14 protein-coding genes are annotated in these 16811 nt (G+C 32.5%); all 14 read right to left on the reverse strand.

What is annotated here, in order from left to right:
- Window positions 1–419: 419 nt before the first annotated feature.
- The 14 genes from ACGH49_RS01400 to ACGH49_RS01465 all read right to left on the reverse strand — a co-directional run bounded on the left by ACGH49_RS01400 (window position 420) and on the right by ACGH49_RS01465 (window position 16735).
- Complete coding sequence (locus ACGH49_RS01400; protein WP_411587970.1) at window positions 420–1679, reverse strand: RCC1 domain-containing protein; 1260 nt, start codon at window positions 1677–1679, stop codon at window positions 420–422.
- A gap of 476 nt (window positions 1680–2155) precedes the next feature.
- Window positions 2156–3436, reverse strand: coding sequence for an RCC1 domain-containing protein (locus ACGH49_RS01405; protein WP_411587971.1), 1281 nt, complete (start codon window positions 3434–3436; stop codon window positions 2156–2158).
- Window positions 3437–3666: 230 nt separating this feature from the next.
- Window positions 3667–4110 carry a prepilin peptidase gene (locus ACGH49_RS01410; RefSeq protein ID WP_411587972.1) on the reverse strand — a complete coding sequence of 148 codons (444 nt, stop codon included), beginning with the start codon at window positions 4108–4110 and terminating at the stop codon, window positions 3667–3669.
- Window positions 4110–5363: an RCC1 domain-containing protein gene (locus ACGH49_RS01415; RefSeq protein WP_411587973.1), complete on the reverse strand. Its 1254-nt coding sequence runs from the start codon at window positions 5361–5363 to the stop codon at window positions 4110–4112. The genes ACGH49_RS01410 and ACGH49_RS01415 overlap by 1 nt, the downstream gene beginning before the upstream one ends.
- A gap of 22 nt (window positions 5364–5385) precedes the next feature.
- The gene (locus ACGH49_RS01420) at window positions 5386–7356 is read right to left on the reverse strand and encodes a hypothetical protein (RefSeq protein ID WP_411587974.1); all 1971 of its coding nucleotides are present in this window, start codon (window positions 7354–7356) and stop codon (window positions 5386–5388) included.
- 24 nt (window positions 7357–7380) lie between these two features.
- Window positions 7381–8154, reverse strand: a complete 774-nt coding sequence (tadF, locus tag ACGH49_RS01425) for a tight adherence pilus pseudopilin TadF (RefSeq protein WP_411587975.1) — start codon at window positions 8152–8154, stop codon at window positions 7381–7383.
- A gap of 32 nt (window positions 8155–8186) precedes the next feature.
- Window positions 8187–8651, reverse strand: coding sequence for a TadE/TadG family type IV pilus assembly protein (locus ACGH49_RS01430; protein WP_411587976.1), 465 nt, complete (start codon window positions 8649–8651; stop codon window positions 8187–8189).
- A 20-nt stretch (window positions 8652–8671) separates the two neighbouring features.
- Window positions 8672–9841, reverse strand: coding sequence for a hypothetical protein (locus ACGH49_RS01435; protein ID WP_296207853.1), 1170 nt, complete (start codon window positions 9839–9841; stop codon window positions 8672–8674).
- Between the two features lie 18 nt (window positions 9842–9859).
- Window positions 9860–11284 carry a type II and III secretion system protein family protein gene (locus ACGH49_RS01440; RefSeq protein WP_411587977.1) on the reverse strand — a complete coding sequence of 475 codons (1425 nt, stop codon included), beginning with the start codon at window positions 11282–11284 and terminating at the stop codon, window positions 9860–9862.
- Between the two features lie 2 nt (window positions 11285–11286).
- Complete coding sequence (locus ACGH49_RS01445; RefSeq protein ID WP_411587979.1) at window positions 11287–12138, reverse strand: hypothetical protein; 852 nt, start codon at window positions 12136–12138, stop codon at window positions 11287–11289.
- A 34-nt stretch (window positions 12139–12172) separates the two neighbouring features.
- The gene (locus tag ACGH49_RS01450; protein WP_411587981.1) at window positions 12173–13588 is read right to left on the reverse strand and encodes a tetratricopeptide repeat protein; all 1416 of its coding nucleotides are present in this window, start codon (window positions 13586–13588) and stop codon (window positions 12173–12175) included.
- A gap of 22 nt (window positions 13589–13610) precedes the next feature.
- The gene (locus ACGH49_RS01455) at window positions 13611–14486 is read right to left on the reverse strand and encodes a type II secretion system F family protein (protein ID WP_411587982.1); all 876 of its coding nucleotides are present in this window, start codon (window positions 14484–14486) and stop codon (window positions 13611–13613) included.
- A gap of 3 nt (window positions 14487–14489) precedes the next feature.
- Complete coding sequence (locus ACGH49_RS01460; protein WP_411587984.1) at window positions 14490–15431, reverse strand: type II secretion system F family protein; 942 nt, start codon at window positions 15429–15431, stop codon at window positions 14490–14492.
- Window positions 15428–16735: a CpaF family protein gene (locus tag ACGH49_RS01465; protein ID WP_411587985.1), complete on the reverse strand. Its 1308-nt coding sequence runs from the start codon at window positions 16733–16735 to the stop codon at window positions 15428–15430. The genes ACGH49_RS01460 and ACGH49_RS01465 overlap by 4 nt, the downstream gene beginning before the upstream one ends.
- Between the last annotated feature and the right edge of the window lie 76 nt (window positions 16736–16811).

Raw genomic sequence — 16811 nt, forward strand, 5'->3', positions numbered from 1 at the left:
TCACTCGCTTCTATCTGCAAGACCATAAGGTAACATGATACTACTTTTCTCTATTTTTTAATTGTTTATATATAATTGCTATGATTGCCATCGATAAACCACAAAAATGTAATCACAACTAAGAAAAACAGAACGCGATCTGTTGGAAGGGATATCAAAAGTACAGCAATTAATTTTATATCCCCAGCACCAACTAAGCGGCAATAAAAAAGAAACAGACCACAGATTAGAAATATAGCTGATGCACCACAATTGACTGCTCTCTATCAAAAACAAACTTTAACATAGTCAAAACGAATATTATTATGGCGATCTTATTTTAGATAGTTTTAGGATCTTAAATCCGTATAACATGAAAATAACAAAACATATCTAAATAGCTAACATAATAATATTATTCACTAATTCTTAACTAATCACTATTTTCCTTGCCCCGGAATATAATCTGGACCATAAACCCTTTTCATTGCATTAACAACAAAATCAAGCTCTTTTCCCGGCCAATTTACATTTTCGTTGCTTTGTTGTGAAAATTTATGCCCAGCTCCATATCCAACACCAAAGGCTTGCCCCTCATCATTCCAATATATTATATCTTCTTTAGCACCATCAATTTTAGTCAAATTTCCATGATAGGTTCTTCTCGTTGGAATATTTCCATATATTTGTTTAAAAGCAGATCCTTCTGTTGCCCCCCATGTCCATAAGCCTTTATCTTTATCAATAGCAACACACCCTACATATCGACAATAAAGCGTATCTATGTTTCCTTTGATGTGGGTAGGTGTTGTCACATTTCTTCCAGGCATCATACCAATCCCTATATAACTTCCAGCCCCCATACCATAAACATCACCTGACGAGGTTAAAAACGCGGTGTAACGATCACCCCCAGCAATATACACTATATCCTTACCACTAACACCTGAGGGGAGATTTGTAATTTGTATTGGTCTGGTTCGATATACATGATCAGTTGGATTTTCAAAACCAAATGCATTTCTTTCGTCATCACCCCATCCAAAAACTTCACCAGCATCATTAATGGCATATCCACTTTCGTAAGCTGCGCCAAGTAATACCACTGGCCTATTGTTAAAATATTCTCGAGGGACCTTATAAAGATCATTAATCGAGTTTATTTCTCCGTTCGCCATTTGACCATATATACCATGCCCCCAAGTATAAACATCACCGCTTTTGGTTAAAGCATAAGATGTATATTCTCCTGTACCTATCATAACAACATTTTCATTTTCTAAAACTAATACAGGCACACTTGGATAAGATGTTGCATTACCATTACCAGATGCCTCATGATATCCATTTTGTCCCCAGCCCCAGACATTACCTTTTTCATCCAATGCAATAATATGATATATTCCTGCAGCTAATTGTGTAATAGTGATCCCGTTATTAGCAAAAAACTCTATTCTAGCAGGTGGATGATATTCGCCATCATGCGATATTCCATTACCCTGCTGCGCTGAATTTCTAAACCCCCAAACCCAAACATCACCGTTTTCTATTGTTATACCCGTATCAACTAAGTGAGTTTTTGAAGTAATACTTATTGCTGACTTTGATTTGGATGTTAAAATCACAGCATCTGTATCTGCTTTCACTAATAATGAAAAAAACATACAGGATATGAATAACACTACTTTTTTTAATTTCATTAAGTGTACCTCCCCTTCCTAGTTGTTTATTTTTTATACTTTCTTTTATTAATAAATTCACTCGCTTCTATCTGCAAGACCATAAGGTAACGTGATACTACTTTTCTCTATTTTTTAATTGGTTATATATAATTGCTATGATTGCCATCGGTAAACCACAAAAATGTAATCACAACCAAGAAAAACAGAACGCGATCTGTTGGAAGGGATATCAAAAGTACAGCAATTAATTTTATATACCCAACCCAAATAATCGCCAATAAAAGAGAAACAGCCCACAGATTAGAAATATAGCTGATGCACCATAATTTGGCTGCTCTCTATCGTAAATAAAATTTAATATAGTCAAAACGAATATTATTATGGCGATCTTATTTTAGATAGTTTTAGGATCTTAAATCCGTATAACATGAAAATAACAAAACATATCTAAATAGCTAACATAATAATATTATTCACTAATTCTTAACTAATCATTACTGTCCTTGCCCTGGAATATGTTTATTACCATAAACCCCTTTCATTGCATCAACAACAAATTTAAGCTCTTTCCCTGGCCAATTTACATTTTCATTGGTTCGTTGTGAAAATTTATGCCCAGATCCGTATCCAACACCATAGGCTTTCCCCTTATCATTCCAATATATTATATGCTCTTTACCTATATCAATTTTAGTCAAATTACCATAGTAATTTCTTTTCGTTGGAGTACGTCCATATAGTTGTCTAAAAGCAGATCCTTCTGTTGCCCCCCATGTCCATAATCCATTCTTTTTATCAATAGCAACACACCCTACATATCGACAAGAAAGCATCTTTATATTTCGTATGATAAGCATAGGTGTTGTCACCTTTATTTGAGGCCCCATATTAAGCCCTAAATAATTTCCTGCCCCCATACCATAAACATCACCTGACGAGGTTAAAAACGCGGTGAAACGATCGCCCCCAGTGATATGCACTATTTTCTTGCCATTAACGTCAGGGGGTAGATTTGTAATTTTTTTTGGTGTGGTTCGATATACATGAGCAGCTGGATTGTAAAAACCAAATGCATTATCTTCATCATCACCCCATCCAAAAACTTCACCAGCATTATTAATGGCATATCCACTTTCGTAACCACCGCCAATAGATACCACCGGTCTATTATTAAAATATTGTCGAGGGATCTTATAAACATCATTAACCACCTTCCTTTTTCCGTTCCCCATTTGACCATATACACCATGCCCCCAAGTATAAACATCGCCGCTTTTGGTTAAAGCATAAGATGAATATAGTCCTGCACTAATCATAACAACATTTTTTTTCTTTAAAGTTAAAAAAGGCCAGCATTGATAGCCCGCCGCATTACCATTACCAGATGCCTCATGATATCCATTTTGTCCCCAGCCCCAGACATTACCTTTTTCATCTAATGCAATAATGTGATATAACCCTGCAGCTAATTGTGTAACATTTAGATCTCTATCAGCAAAAAACTCCACCCTAGCAGGTCTGCTAAATCCGCTACTAGCATGGCATATTCCATTACCTTGCAGCCCTGTATTTCTAAACCCCCAAACCCAAACATCACCGTTTTCTAACGTTAAACCCGTATCAACTAAGTTGCTAGTTAAGGAAATACCTATTGCTGACTTTGATTTTAAATTTGCTGACTTTGTTGTTGGTAAATTTACCGAATCTGTACCTGCTTTCACTAATAATGGGAAAAATAAACAGGATATGAATAATGTGGCTTTTTTTAATTTCATTAAGTGTACCCCCCTAGTTGTTTATTCCTTATACTTTCTTTTATTAATAAATTCACCCGCTTCTATCTGAGTGATTCCTATCAAAGCATCATATAATGTTTGATAATCTTGAACCTTAGGTAAATTACCTTTCATTTTCGCGATAAACCACTTTCCATACGCTGTTCTATATTCAGCTGTCGTTACTCTTGGACAAATTTTACATATCCGTTAGCTATTACAATACAACGCTAAAATAGTGTGATAGACGTTAAAAAATAGCTACCACTAATTGCAAGACCATAAGGTAACGTGATACCACTTTCGATCTTTTTTAAGTATTTATATATAATTGCTATGATTGCCATCGGTAAACCACAAAATGTAATAACAATCAAGAAAGACAGAACGCGATCTGTTGGGAGGGATATCAAAAGTACAACAATTAATTTTATATCCCCAGCACCAACTAATCGGCAATAAAAAAGAAACAGACCACAGATTAGAAATATAGCTGATGCGCCATAATTTAGCTGTCCTTTACCAAAAATAAAATTTAACATAATCAAAACGAATATTATTATGACGATTTTATTTGAGATAGTTCGAGATCTTAAATCCGTATAACATGAAAATAACAAACATATCCAAATAGCCAACATAATAATATCATTCACTAATTCTTGACTAATCATTATTGTCCTTGCCCCGGAATATAATCTAGACCATAAACCCTTTTCATTGCATTAATAACAAAATCAAGCTCTTTTCCCGGCCAATTTACATTTTCGTTGCTTTGTTGTGAAAATTTATGCCCAGCTCCATATCCAACACCATAGGCTTTTCCCTCATCATTCCAATATATTATATGTTCTTTACCACCATCAATTTTAGTCAAAATTCCATTATGAGTTCTTCTCGTTGGAGTATTTCCATATATTTGTTTAAAAGCAGATCCTTCTGTTGCCCCCCATGTCCATAAGCCTTTATCTTTATCAACAGCAACACATCCTACATATCGACAATAAAGCATATCTATGTTTCCTATGATGCGCCTAGGTGTTGTCACATTTCTTCCAGGCATCATACCAATCCCTATATAACTTCCAGCCCCCATACCATAAACATCACCTGACGAGGTTAAAAACGCGGTGTAACGATCACCCCCAGCAATATACACTATATCCTTACCACTAACACCTGAGGGGAGATTTGTAATTTGTATTGGTCTGGTTCGATATACATGATCAGTTGGATTTTCAAAACCAAATGCATTACTTTCGTCATCACCCCATCCAAAAACTTCACCAGCATCATTAATGGCATATCCACTTTCGTAAGCTGCGCCAAGTAATACCACTGGCCTATTGTTAAAATATTCTCGAGGGATCTTATAAATATCATTAGCTGTGTTTCTTCCTCCGTTCGCCGTTTGACCATATATACCATGCCCCCAAGTATAAACATCACCGCTTTTGGTTAAAGCATAAGATATATACTCTCCCGTACCTATCATAACAACATTTTCATTTTCTAAAACTAATACAGGCACACTTGGATAAGATGTTGCATTACCATTACCAGATGCCTCATGATATCCATTTTGTCCCCAGCCCCAGACATTACCTTTTTCATCTAATGCAATAATATGATATATTCCTGCAGCTAATTGTGTAATATCGATCCCTTTATTAGCAAAAAACGCTACTCTAGCAGGTGTTTTATATTCGCCATCATGCGATACTCCATTACCCTGCTGCCCTGAATTTCTAAACCCCCAAACCCAAACATCACCGTTTTCTATTGTTATACCCGTATCAACTAAGTGAGTTTTTGAAGCAATACTTATTGCTGACTTTGATGTTAAAATAATAGCATCTGTATCTGCTTTCACTAATAATGAAAAAAATGAGCAAGATATGAATAATACTACTTTTTTTAATTTCATTTATTATAACTCCTAATAGCTATTATTCAGACTCACTTTTATTAATAAATTTGCCTGTTTCTGTCTGGATAATTCTTGTCAAAGCATCATATAATGTTTGATAATCTTGAGCCTCATGTAAATATTGTTTGTTACCTTTCATACAATTGGTAAACCATTTTCCATATACTGTTTTATATTCATCATCTGTTTTCAAATTAGCTGCTTTTGGAGAAAGTTTTACATAGTGGATAGCCGCATTACTAGCTACCTCATCAATATAACCTTTTTCTTTATTGTCAGATGACGTTAATCCACTAGTTATTGCTTGACAAACACCGTTTTCCAAAAATTGATCTCTAAGGAGATCTGCTCCAGTATCATCTTTGCCATCTGTAATAATAATCATTATTTTATTACGAGCCGCATTACTTTTTGCTATTACTGGAACAGTCCTTAACAAAGCTGTAATAGTATCTGTTCCACCGCCCGGTCGCCAATTTGCTTTTTTAATATAATCTAAAATTTTAGAATTATGCTCTCTATCATCACTAAACGGAATTAAACGAGGCGATAATTTAAAGCTTTTTAGATTCTTTGCAGCTTCAGCAAATCTTTCAAAACTGCTTTGCATATTTATTATTTCTTCGCTCATAATTCCATTATTATATAATGGAGATTGGCACATTCCTTGAAATGGTGAAAAATCAGCGACAGTTGGCGAAATAGGTCGATTAAATGTTATAATATTAGTTTTCATTTCACTAAATAATGTATTAATAGTTCCTTTGACATCGACTGTTTCGGTATTAGCAAATGAATAATGCACATTGGGATGAGCGTCAGAAAACATATGATCATACTGTTCAACTATTTTGGCGTATTGACTTTTAATAATACTTTTATTCTTCTTATTTAATGGATAATCATCAGGATCTTTTAGATCACAAGCATATTTTGCTGTTCCATTATTAAGACTTTCAGTACTATTTTGAAGACGACATAGCCCTTTATCGACCAAGGCTTCATTAGTATGTAGCCCTAAAGCAGGACCAAGTATTTGTGAATAATAAAGATAATAAAAATAATCTAAATTGTAATAAACCGTGTTTTCAAAATTCCCAAGATAGTCATACTTTAAATAATCTTTAATAATCCCATTTTTTTCTAATTTACTCCATTTTTGATATGCAATATTTTTATTTGCCCAAAAATTATAATCAACAACATTGTAAGGGGATTTCAATTTGTACATTATCGAGCAAGAATAACTCTCTCCACCAGCTAGATTTTTAGTTTTGTTCTGGACAGGAACACCAATATCATAGGGAACTAATGCAAACTTATATTCTGGATATTGTTTAAACTTATTGATAATATTAGCAATTGCTGTTTTCATATAATGAAGACGTTCCTTGTCGGCATTTCCATTTTGCTGAGAGTAACGATTACAGTTATAGTCGTTATATAGGCATGTTGCTGAACCCGAAAAATCACTAATAAAAGCTATATCAACTGTTTCAATACGATCAAACTTTTTTGTATTTCCATAGCTTTCTGTTTTATTACTTACAAGGATAGATTGATTTGACTCATCGGGTTTTCCGTCTTCTTTCCCACTTATTAGAGAATCAAATTTTTGCTTATAGACAATACTATAGACTCTTTTATTTTTTTCATATTCTACGTCAATAGTGGCATCGATACCTTCTATAAAATCGTCACTAATTTTATGATTTATAAAATAATTAATATAGTTCAATGCCATTTTACGATTTTGTTCAATTGCAGATTGATCAACATTTTTATTGTTTAAAGCTACAATAGCTAACGAAGCTTCGTTAGTTGCTTCAGAGACTCGAGCTCGATTACGCATTGTTTGGGTATGATCTATTGAAACTACCATACAAAGAAACATAGCAGGTAACATAATCGCAAGACTTAAAACAATACTTCCTGAAGTACACTTAAAAAAAGATTTTTTATTGTTCTGGTTAGCTTTAATATTGCACATATAATCCTCGCAAAAGTGTGTTGATTAGAGATGATAAATTGGACAACTTGTTCTATTAGAACTCAAAATATCACCACAACGCGACAGCACAACAATATTACTACATAAATTTGGTAAGGTGTCCGTAGCCTTTCTGCTTGAGTTAATCCATTTTAAATAAAGGCTTTCTTCGTTAACAATACACATGCTAACGCGATATAAGGGAATCCAACGCCCCGCTAACCCCGAGGTAGGATCGGTAATTCGTGGAACATACGGAACAAGCTTGGAATAATTACTAAGTGAACTATTTGAATGATCGGTTATACTAGGTAATGAAGTAAAATAGTTTTCAATTTCATTATTACACGTACCAGAGGTGCAAGATTTAGCGCTTAATGTCGCAAATTTTGCGTCTTTTATACTTGCTGGATGATTAGTATCTTGGAAAATAAATAAACCATCTATTTTTAGAGCAACATCACGCCCATTTAATAATGAGCTTGCTAGTCGGCGGAGTTCTTCCACTTGGGTATTATCAAACAGCTCATGAGATTGAGAGCAAGAATTAGAATTACTGCATAATGAAGATATACTACTTTGAATACTCGAGCCATCTATAACTGGGTAGATGGATGATCTTTCACGAAAAATAGAGGCTACAGTATAGTTTGCTCGTTCTAATTTATTTTGTAGCATGACACTACAGTAAACATCGTAGATAATAAATACTAAGACTGAAAATAAACAGAAACACGCTGCAAACTCAATTGACATAATACCGTCTTTATTGCGAAAAAAATTACCATAATATTTCATTTGCTATTTCATTCCTTTAATTATCAATTATTTTAATAAAATTCACGGTAAACAACAGTCTTTTTTTCCAAAGAGGTATCTAATATACGGCTAAACAAATTGGAGAATATGGCACGATAATCATATTTCAATTTAAACAATAGTATTCGAGTATCGTCGCTAGGAGAACCTTGACAATTATTCTTAATTGTCTCGTCGATTGTTTTACAATATGCCACGGCTATTTCAAATTTTTTTGGATCAGCTATATAAGGCCATAAAGGCACTTCAGTTCTGATCAACTGCTGTAATTTCTGATTATAATCATTCTTTTGCGAAATAGCCGTTTGTCTAGTTATTTCTGTAGTCACTAAATCCAAAGCAGAACCAATAAACATAATCCGGCTAAATTCAATTATAAACAAAAATAAAATAATTATATAAGGAAAAACAATTGCAAATTCTATCGGAACATTCGCATTTTTTTGACGAAAAAATAATTTCCAACATTTCAACATAATTTTTACTCTACATTCTATTAAGGGTTAATCTTCTTTTTCTTTAATATTGAAAAAGATGTTTTCTGTTGTTTATTTTTTTTTATTTCCTTACTACCAATAATAGCTGTAGCTATTTCTTTTATTTCATTACTATGATGCGCATTTTTAAATTTATCCATTTTAGGGATAAATTTACGCGTAAAATCAATACTTCTACCTAAAAAATCTTCAATATCCTCATCTCGTAAAGCATTTTTTTTATCATAAGGAAGATTTTCATTTAGACAGACCAAAAAACGCTTATTTAGTAAATTCGGATTTTGTGTAGTAGTACGCGAAATTTCATCCAGCAATTTCTTAGCAACTTTGACTGAGAATGGATCCCGATTTATTACGATAAAAACAATACTAGAAAACGTAATAATTTCTTCAAAATGCCTAATGGAGGAGGATAATCCCATATTTTGATCAATAACAGTGATATTGAATTGTCCTGAATTCAAATCATCATATTTCCAAGCCCGTTCACTGGATTCAATTTTTACTTGTAAAGACAGTCCAACATCAACTAATGAATCATCTTGGGGTATTGGCATTTCAAATAAAAAATCTGCATTAGGACTTGTAGTTGCGCCTTGAATATAAAAAAGAGGATAATTAGTTAGTGAACTGATATTTTTTAGTGTATGGATAGCCAATGATGAAGTACCAATTCCCCCTTTACAACCTAAAAATGTAATAATGCTACCTGTTCTTTGGCTTGATCCAGTGGTAATACTTCTTGAGTGTAATATGGTTGGAATCTTCTCTAATTGGCTATTTTCTAATAAAAAATGAATTCCTCTTTTTAATAAATATTCAGAAAACTGAATTGAATCATGCATACCAATGAGTATTGTCGTTGCCTTAATTGGAATATAACGATTAATAGTTTCAGATAATAACTCAGCATCATCTTCTTCTTTGATATCTATAATAATAGCATCATATTGGTTCCAATGCGGCTCTTCTTTTAATTCAGATAAATCTAATGAGATGGTTTCTATACTTAATACATTGTAAAGGAAAAGTATAGAACGTATATTTTCGATCAATTCACTTCTTTTACTTAAAATAGCAATGTGAAAACCAGTGATACGCCCAGCCACAAATTCTTGTGAAGTCCCTTTTGATATATCTATATCTTTTTTATTACCAAATAATTGCATAAGAATCCCATTAACCTTTTATTCAATAAAACCCATGTCATTAATAAATTTTTCACTTTCATTAGAAATTGGTACTGTTTTACGTCGTTGCTTATCCACATTATTCTTAATGTTAAAGAAGCTATTAATTACATCTGTTCGTTCTAACATCGGTAATTCTACACCATTAAAACTACTATTAGGTGTAACTAAATTAACTGTTGCAAATACAACCATTTCACTCTTTTCACGAGCTGATGTTGCGCTACGTGCTAATGCTCCTAAAATTGGAATTTCACTAACAAAAGGAATACGAGATAATGTTTCTGAATCTTGTTCATTAATTAGGCCTGCAATAACAAAGCTGTCTCCATCAGATAAATCAATGGTAGAACTCGTTTTCCGAGTTTGTAAGGTGGGAATATTATAGTCATTGAAAGCATATGATCCTGCAACCGAACTCACTTCATTATTAATAAATAATCTAATACGTTTATCATTATTCACTTTGGTACTAATGTTTAATTTGATACCATACTCTTTATAAGTAACATCTGATTCACCATCTTTGTTTTTAGTCACAATGGGAATCTCACCACCAACTAAAAATGATGCACTTTCACCAGATAAAACAGATAAATTAGGTTGTGCTAAAATTTTGGCCAAATTATCATTTTTTATTGCTCGAATCATTGTTGTAATATTATGAATATTAAACCCTTTTTTCAAACCTAACAGCGTAAATTCACCAACATTATTCATCGTACTACCACCACTTTCAGACATACTATCCAAAGTTAAACTTTGCCATTCAATACCCAATGAATCAGTGAATTTTTTGCTAACTTCAACAAAGGTCAATTTTACATTAACTTGATACTCCTCAATCACTCTAATATTATCTATTATATTGTTATATACATAATAATCTTGAAATGCAAGATCTGCATCTGATGATGATGATGTATGGCTTCGTCGTTCAGCATTTTGACCTACAAGTGAACCTACAACCGTCATAATTTTACTTTTTGTTGTAGTATCTGGAGTAGTGCCGTTTAGTACATAAACAAATTTACCATTTGGATCCCCATTATCATAACGATCAATTGTCACGCTACTATTCGGAAAATTTTGCGCTAATCTGTGTGTAATTTGAGATAAAAGCGGATCAACATTAATTGTATCATTAAGAATAATATTATTTGCATCATCATATACTAGTAAGCTAGCTCTACCATTTGATTTACCATATATAATTAATGATTTACCACCTACAACTTCATAATTTGCTACGCTGTCTTGGCTAATGAAAACAGTACCAACATTCTCAGGTAAAACAATTGATTTGCTTTGCCCGATCTGCAAATTATGGACATTAGCAAAAACTAACGGGGAAAAGCTAATTGATAATAAGCAAACTAGCTTTCTGATTGCGTTCATAATTGGTTTAACTTTTATTAGCATTCTTAGTTACCTTTTAACAAATTAATCTGTCTATTCTTTGAAAATATAGCCTTATCAGTTAATGGCCAGTCCTTTTCTTTATCATCCAACAAATGTAATCCATCTTCAACATTGTTTTTAAAAGTGCTTGGGTAAATCATAATTGTTGAATTTGTCATTAATGTTCTTAACAATTTAATTTCTTGATTTGAAAGCTCTAGTTGAATTTGATTTACACTTCTTTTCTGAAAGCTTGAACCATCTTCATCATCTTGATCAATATAAAGAATTTTTTTACCGACAATAATCGGTTTTATACTATTCTTAACAAAATCATCACTAGGTGAAACTAACTTATTAGAATTTGATCCACCATCGCTATAAAATATATAAAGATCAACAAGATCACCAACCTTTAGATTTCTTACCAAATAAGAATCAATTTGTTCTAATTTGAACGGAAACATGTAATTGCCTTCTTTTACAGCTAGCAGTCTATAGTCATCTGAATTGGGTGAAGCGACAAAACTATTTTCTATAAATGTATCTTTCGCTATATGATTTTTAGCAACATAAGAATCAATTGCTATCGCATCACTTATATATTTGGATTTTTCATTAGCTAAGGTATCAACCTCTATTGATTTAAAATAGTAATCATCCTTAGTCAATATTTTCGTTTTACTAATATCATGTTTTGCAACAGCTATTGTTATGCTCTCTCTTTTGGGTTCTTCTCTTACTTGTACTTGCATATAATCCCCTGGTTCAGCAACAGGCACCGGCGTAGGTTCGGGTGTCGATTTTGTAAACAATAATGCTAGTCCCACAACTAACATTAATATATATAAAATAATTATTTTTTTCTCTTTCATGCAAACTCCATATGATTTATATTTATTATTACATTTATTTATTTTCTAAATAAAAATCAAATGCAAAACAGTGATCTTTACCGTTAGAACTAGGACCGGCATCAAAATCCTTCACTGTTGAGTCCTGCTTTGTTTTTATTTGTAGAACTAATGATTTTTCTGCAGTTAAAGTTCCTGTTACCTTGGCAAAATCACGATCACTACGGGAAATTAGATTAATAATATGATTAATTCCCTTTTCAGGAAGCGTTACATCATAAAACGATAATTTAAATTCTTTTGGCGAGATTTTTTCAATCAAATATTGATTTTTATTCAATGGATTAAATGTTTCTAAAGTAATCCGACTAAATTTTTTGTGTTCGCCTGATCGAATAGCTACAATAGCCAATTGGGTTCTCGCCCGACTAACTTGACTATTTTGTTTAGAAGAAGTTAAATTAGTAACTGCTTCAGAATTAGTTGCAGTAGCTTGTTGAGAAGTAATATTTGACCTATTTCCTGTTTCTAATTTACTTACATTTGCTAATTTAGCACCAATTTCTGACTTAGAATTAATTTTTGAATTGGTTCCTTTTTTAGGATTAATAATGTAATTAGTTTTGGATACTTTCTGAGATGCTATTTTTTCAATTGTATATTGCTTTTGGTTATTACTTTGTGTTGGTTTAACATCATTAAATTTAATTGCATCAATTGGTTCGATCTGTTTTAATTCTTGAATTAAGATTTCTGGATCATTAGATAACCGATGCCCTAAGCAAAATTTCTTAGCTAATTGCATTTTATTCAATTTTACCAGTGAATACAGCAAATTGTGAAGAATGGTTTGATCCCGAAATCCCTTTGTATATAAAATATTTAGATGCTTATAAGCTTCATTATAATCTTTATTCAAAATAGATAACATTGCTAGATTATTTGTTACTTTATTCTCATCGTAAAAGTTTTCTCTAGCTAAGTTGAATGAATATCGCGCAGCGTCATATTGTTTCTTTTTCAACAAAACAATACCTTTTACATTATATGCTTCACCATTTTTACGATTAATTGCGATGGCTTTGTCTAAATATTCTAATGCAGTATCATTATTTCCCATTTTAGACTCAACATGACCATACAAAACAAAAATATTATCGTTTTTACTCTTACTTAAAACAGGCGTTAATGTTCTTTTCGCCGCCTCATAATCATTAGACAAGTAATAGACTTGAGCAAGTTTATATCTTGTATCTTCAGTATTAGAATGTTGTAAACGTTGTTTATAAAGCTCAATTAAACCACCGTAATTTTTGGTTGTTTCATGGATATAAATTTTTTGTTGCTCATTTAAATCATTTCTTACGGTACTGTTTTGACATCCAGTAGCAACAAACAACATCGAACATACCACAATAAATTTTGGATTTATTAACTTTCTTGGTTTACAGCAGATTGAAAAATCGTTCATTATTTCTAGATCCCTAATTATTCTAATTATTACTACTTAAAACTGATACAATATTCATGAAAACAGGCCCTGCAACAATAGCAAGAACAGGCGCTAAGAAAAATATCATCATCGGTACTGTCATTTTAGCTGCAATAGCAGCAATTTTTTCTTCTATGGTTAACTTTTGTATATCCCTAATTTCAGCTGATAAATCTAATAAAGCATCATAAATTGAGTTACCATAATTAATACTCCTTCTTAAGGTAATACAAAACATTCTGACTTCTTTACATGGTACTTCTTTCAAAATTAAATCAATAGCTAGTTCAATACCATTAACATCCATCATTAAACAAGCCCTATCTAATATAGCTGCCACATCCCTATTAATCGGTTTTACTCTTGTACTTAGATACCTAAAACCATTTTCAATGGTCATACCTGATTTAACCATAATTGCCATCATATCAATGATCAGCGGTAAGTCTTGCGAAATCTTTTTAATTCTTTTTGCAGTTTGTCTTTTTAACAGCTTATCAGGCACAAAAATAACCACCACAATAAAAATAAATAAAGTTATCAATAACATACCTGAATCAATTTCAACAAATGAAAAAATTTGATTTACAAGATAAAAAAATGAGAATCCAATAATAACAGCATAGATTTTCCAACTATTTTTTTCTTGAAAGCGACGTAAAAAACCTAAGCTTAAACTATTTTTCGCAACAATCTTTTCAAAAGCCACATCCCTTTTGTTAATATCTCTTTTAGATATTTTCGTCTCTTGGCCTTCACTATTTATTAACAAACTAAGTTTTTCTTTTCTTTGATATAGCAAATAGGAACATATCAACTCTCTACTACTGATACCAATTAAAATAATTGGGATTATTATATTTAGTAAACTTGTCATAATTTAAATGATCTTACTAATCATTCCTTTTATAATTAAAAAACCGATAACCACACTACCGACAACATAATACAAAAGATAGTGACCGGGTGTTGTATTAACCAAATACTGAAAGTGTGTCTCTGAAAGGAATTTAAGTGCCAACATAAAAACAAAAGGCATGCAAGCTAATATTATCATTGTCATCCTTAATTCTGCAGTTTTACCATCTCTAGTTTTGCTTAAGATTCTATTGCTTGTTAACATTTTTGCTAATCGACTCATGATTTCTTTCAATTCCCCACCACTATCTAGATTAACCATTACTGTTAAAATAAAAAAGTAGTACTCTGGAAAAGGAAGCTGTAAATAAGATTTCATTAAAACATCTTCAACATTTTCACCAATTTCTATCCTGTTATCCATTTCCTTCATTGCTTTACCGACTACTCCATCAATAGAGTCACCACACAACCTAAAGCTTGTAATTATCGCACCGCCAGATGACACGACACCTGTAATGGTATTTAATGCTTCAGGGAATGTATCGTAAAACTCTTTTTTCAACTTTCTTTTTTTTATAACAATGGTTATAACAATTGTGGCAATAACACTAACTAGTGCTGCAGTATAGTTATCATAATGAGTATAATTTGCATTTAATATGATACCTATAAACATACCTGCAAAAATGTAAACAAATAACCGTGCTTTAGATTGCCCTACTACTAATACATTATAATTAGCTTTAATCATCAGGTTAGTATCAAATATCATTTGATCCCAAAACGCTCGAGCCCAGGACGATTGTCGCTTTCGTGATAGTTGGTTTTCAACCAAACTAGTCAATGAAGCGTTTTTAACTTCAGTTTCATAAAAAATTTGCAACCGCCCTTTACGACGGCGCAAATTCCAAATATTTACAATAGCTACAATGATAAGTACAATTGAAAGAATTAAAATCATGTTTTTAAACCTGCTGCGTTTATCATTAATTTTTCTAATATGTCCGACATTTCATAATATTGGGCACTATCATAAAGTGCAGATCTTCTAATTAATCCATTACAAACAAATTCACCTCGAATCATACCTTTTTCACTTCTTTCTTCATGAATTTTAAATTGAAACACATCATGAGTAATAATATTTCCAGATTCTAATCCCATTATTTCAGTAATAGTCATCACTTTACGTTGTCCATCTGGCAGACGAGAAACTTGAATAATAAAATTAACGGAAGAAGCTATATAATGCCTAATTGCAACAATAGGTAATTCTGGTTGAGCCATAATGATCATGCTTTCTAATCGGGACAAGGCATCTTTAGCTGTATTGGCATGTAACGTCGACATTGAACCACTGTGACCAGTATTCATGGCTTGAAGCATTTCAAAAGCTTCTTCACCACGGCATTCCCCTAAAATAATCCGGTCTGGACGCATGCGTAAAGCGTTAACTAATAGGTTTTGCATAGTTACTCTTCCACGTCCATCCTCTCCACCTGATTTGGTCTCCATTCTAACAACATGATCTTGTTGCAGTTTTAATTCTGCAGCATCTTCAAGTGTAATGGTACGTTCATTGTCACCTATAAATCCAGACAATGCATTTAACATCGTTGTTTTACCTGAACCTGTCCCACCAGAAACAATAATATTCATTCGACAACGTGCCGCAATAACTAAAAAATTAGCCATATCGTCATTTAGTGACTCATATTGTATTAAATCATGGAATGTACGACGACCATTACCAAATTTACGAATTGACATTGAGGTACCATCAATGGCAATAGGTGGAATAACAACATTAAGTCGGCTACCATCGGGCATTCTAGAATCAACTAAAGGATGAGCCTCATCAATATTTTTGCCTACTTTATTTACTAAACGCCTTGCGATATCAATTAGTTGGCGTTCACTAATAAAAAATTTATTCGTTTTGCTAAGAACACCACCCCGTTCAACATAAATACTATGAGGACCGTTTACTAAAATATCATTAACTGTTTCATCTTTCATCAAAGAATCAATTGGACCATAACCAACGATTTCATCACAAATCATACTTGCTAGCATACCAGATTCATCAGCCGTGATATAAGCACTGCCAGAATTAACAATATCTCTGATTATAGTTTGAATTTCGCGCAAAACTCGGTTCGGTTCATCCTTTAATTGCTCTATTAAATCAAGATCAATTACTTGAAAAACCAAATCGCGAATCTTATTCCATTCATTAGAAAATTGAAATTGCTCATTAGCCATGTTTTTTAACAACACCTTATCAAAACAAAAGCTACCGACTTTTCTTTTTATCAGTAACTTTTATTTTATAAAATAA

Origin of the sequence: Gilliamella sp. BG7 (assembly GCF_046635565.1) — a bacterium.
Classification (GTDB): Bacteria; Pseudomonadota; Gammaproteobacteria; order Enterobacterales; family Orbaceae; genus Gilliamella; species Gilliamella apicola_P.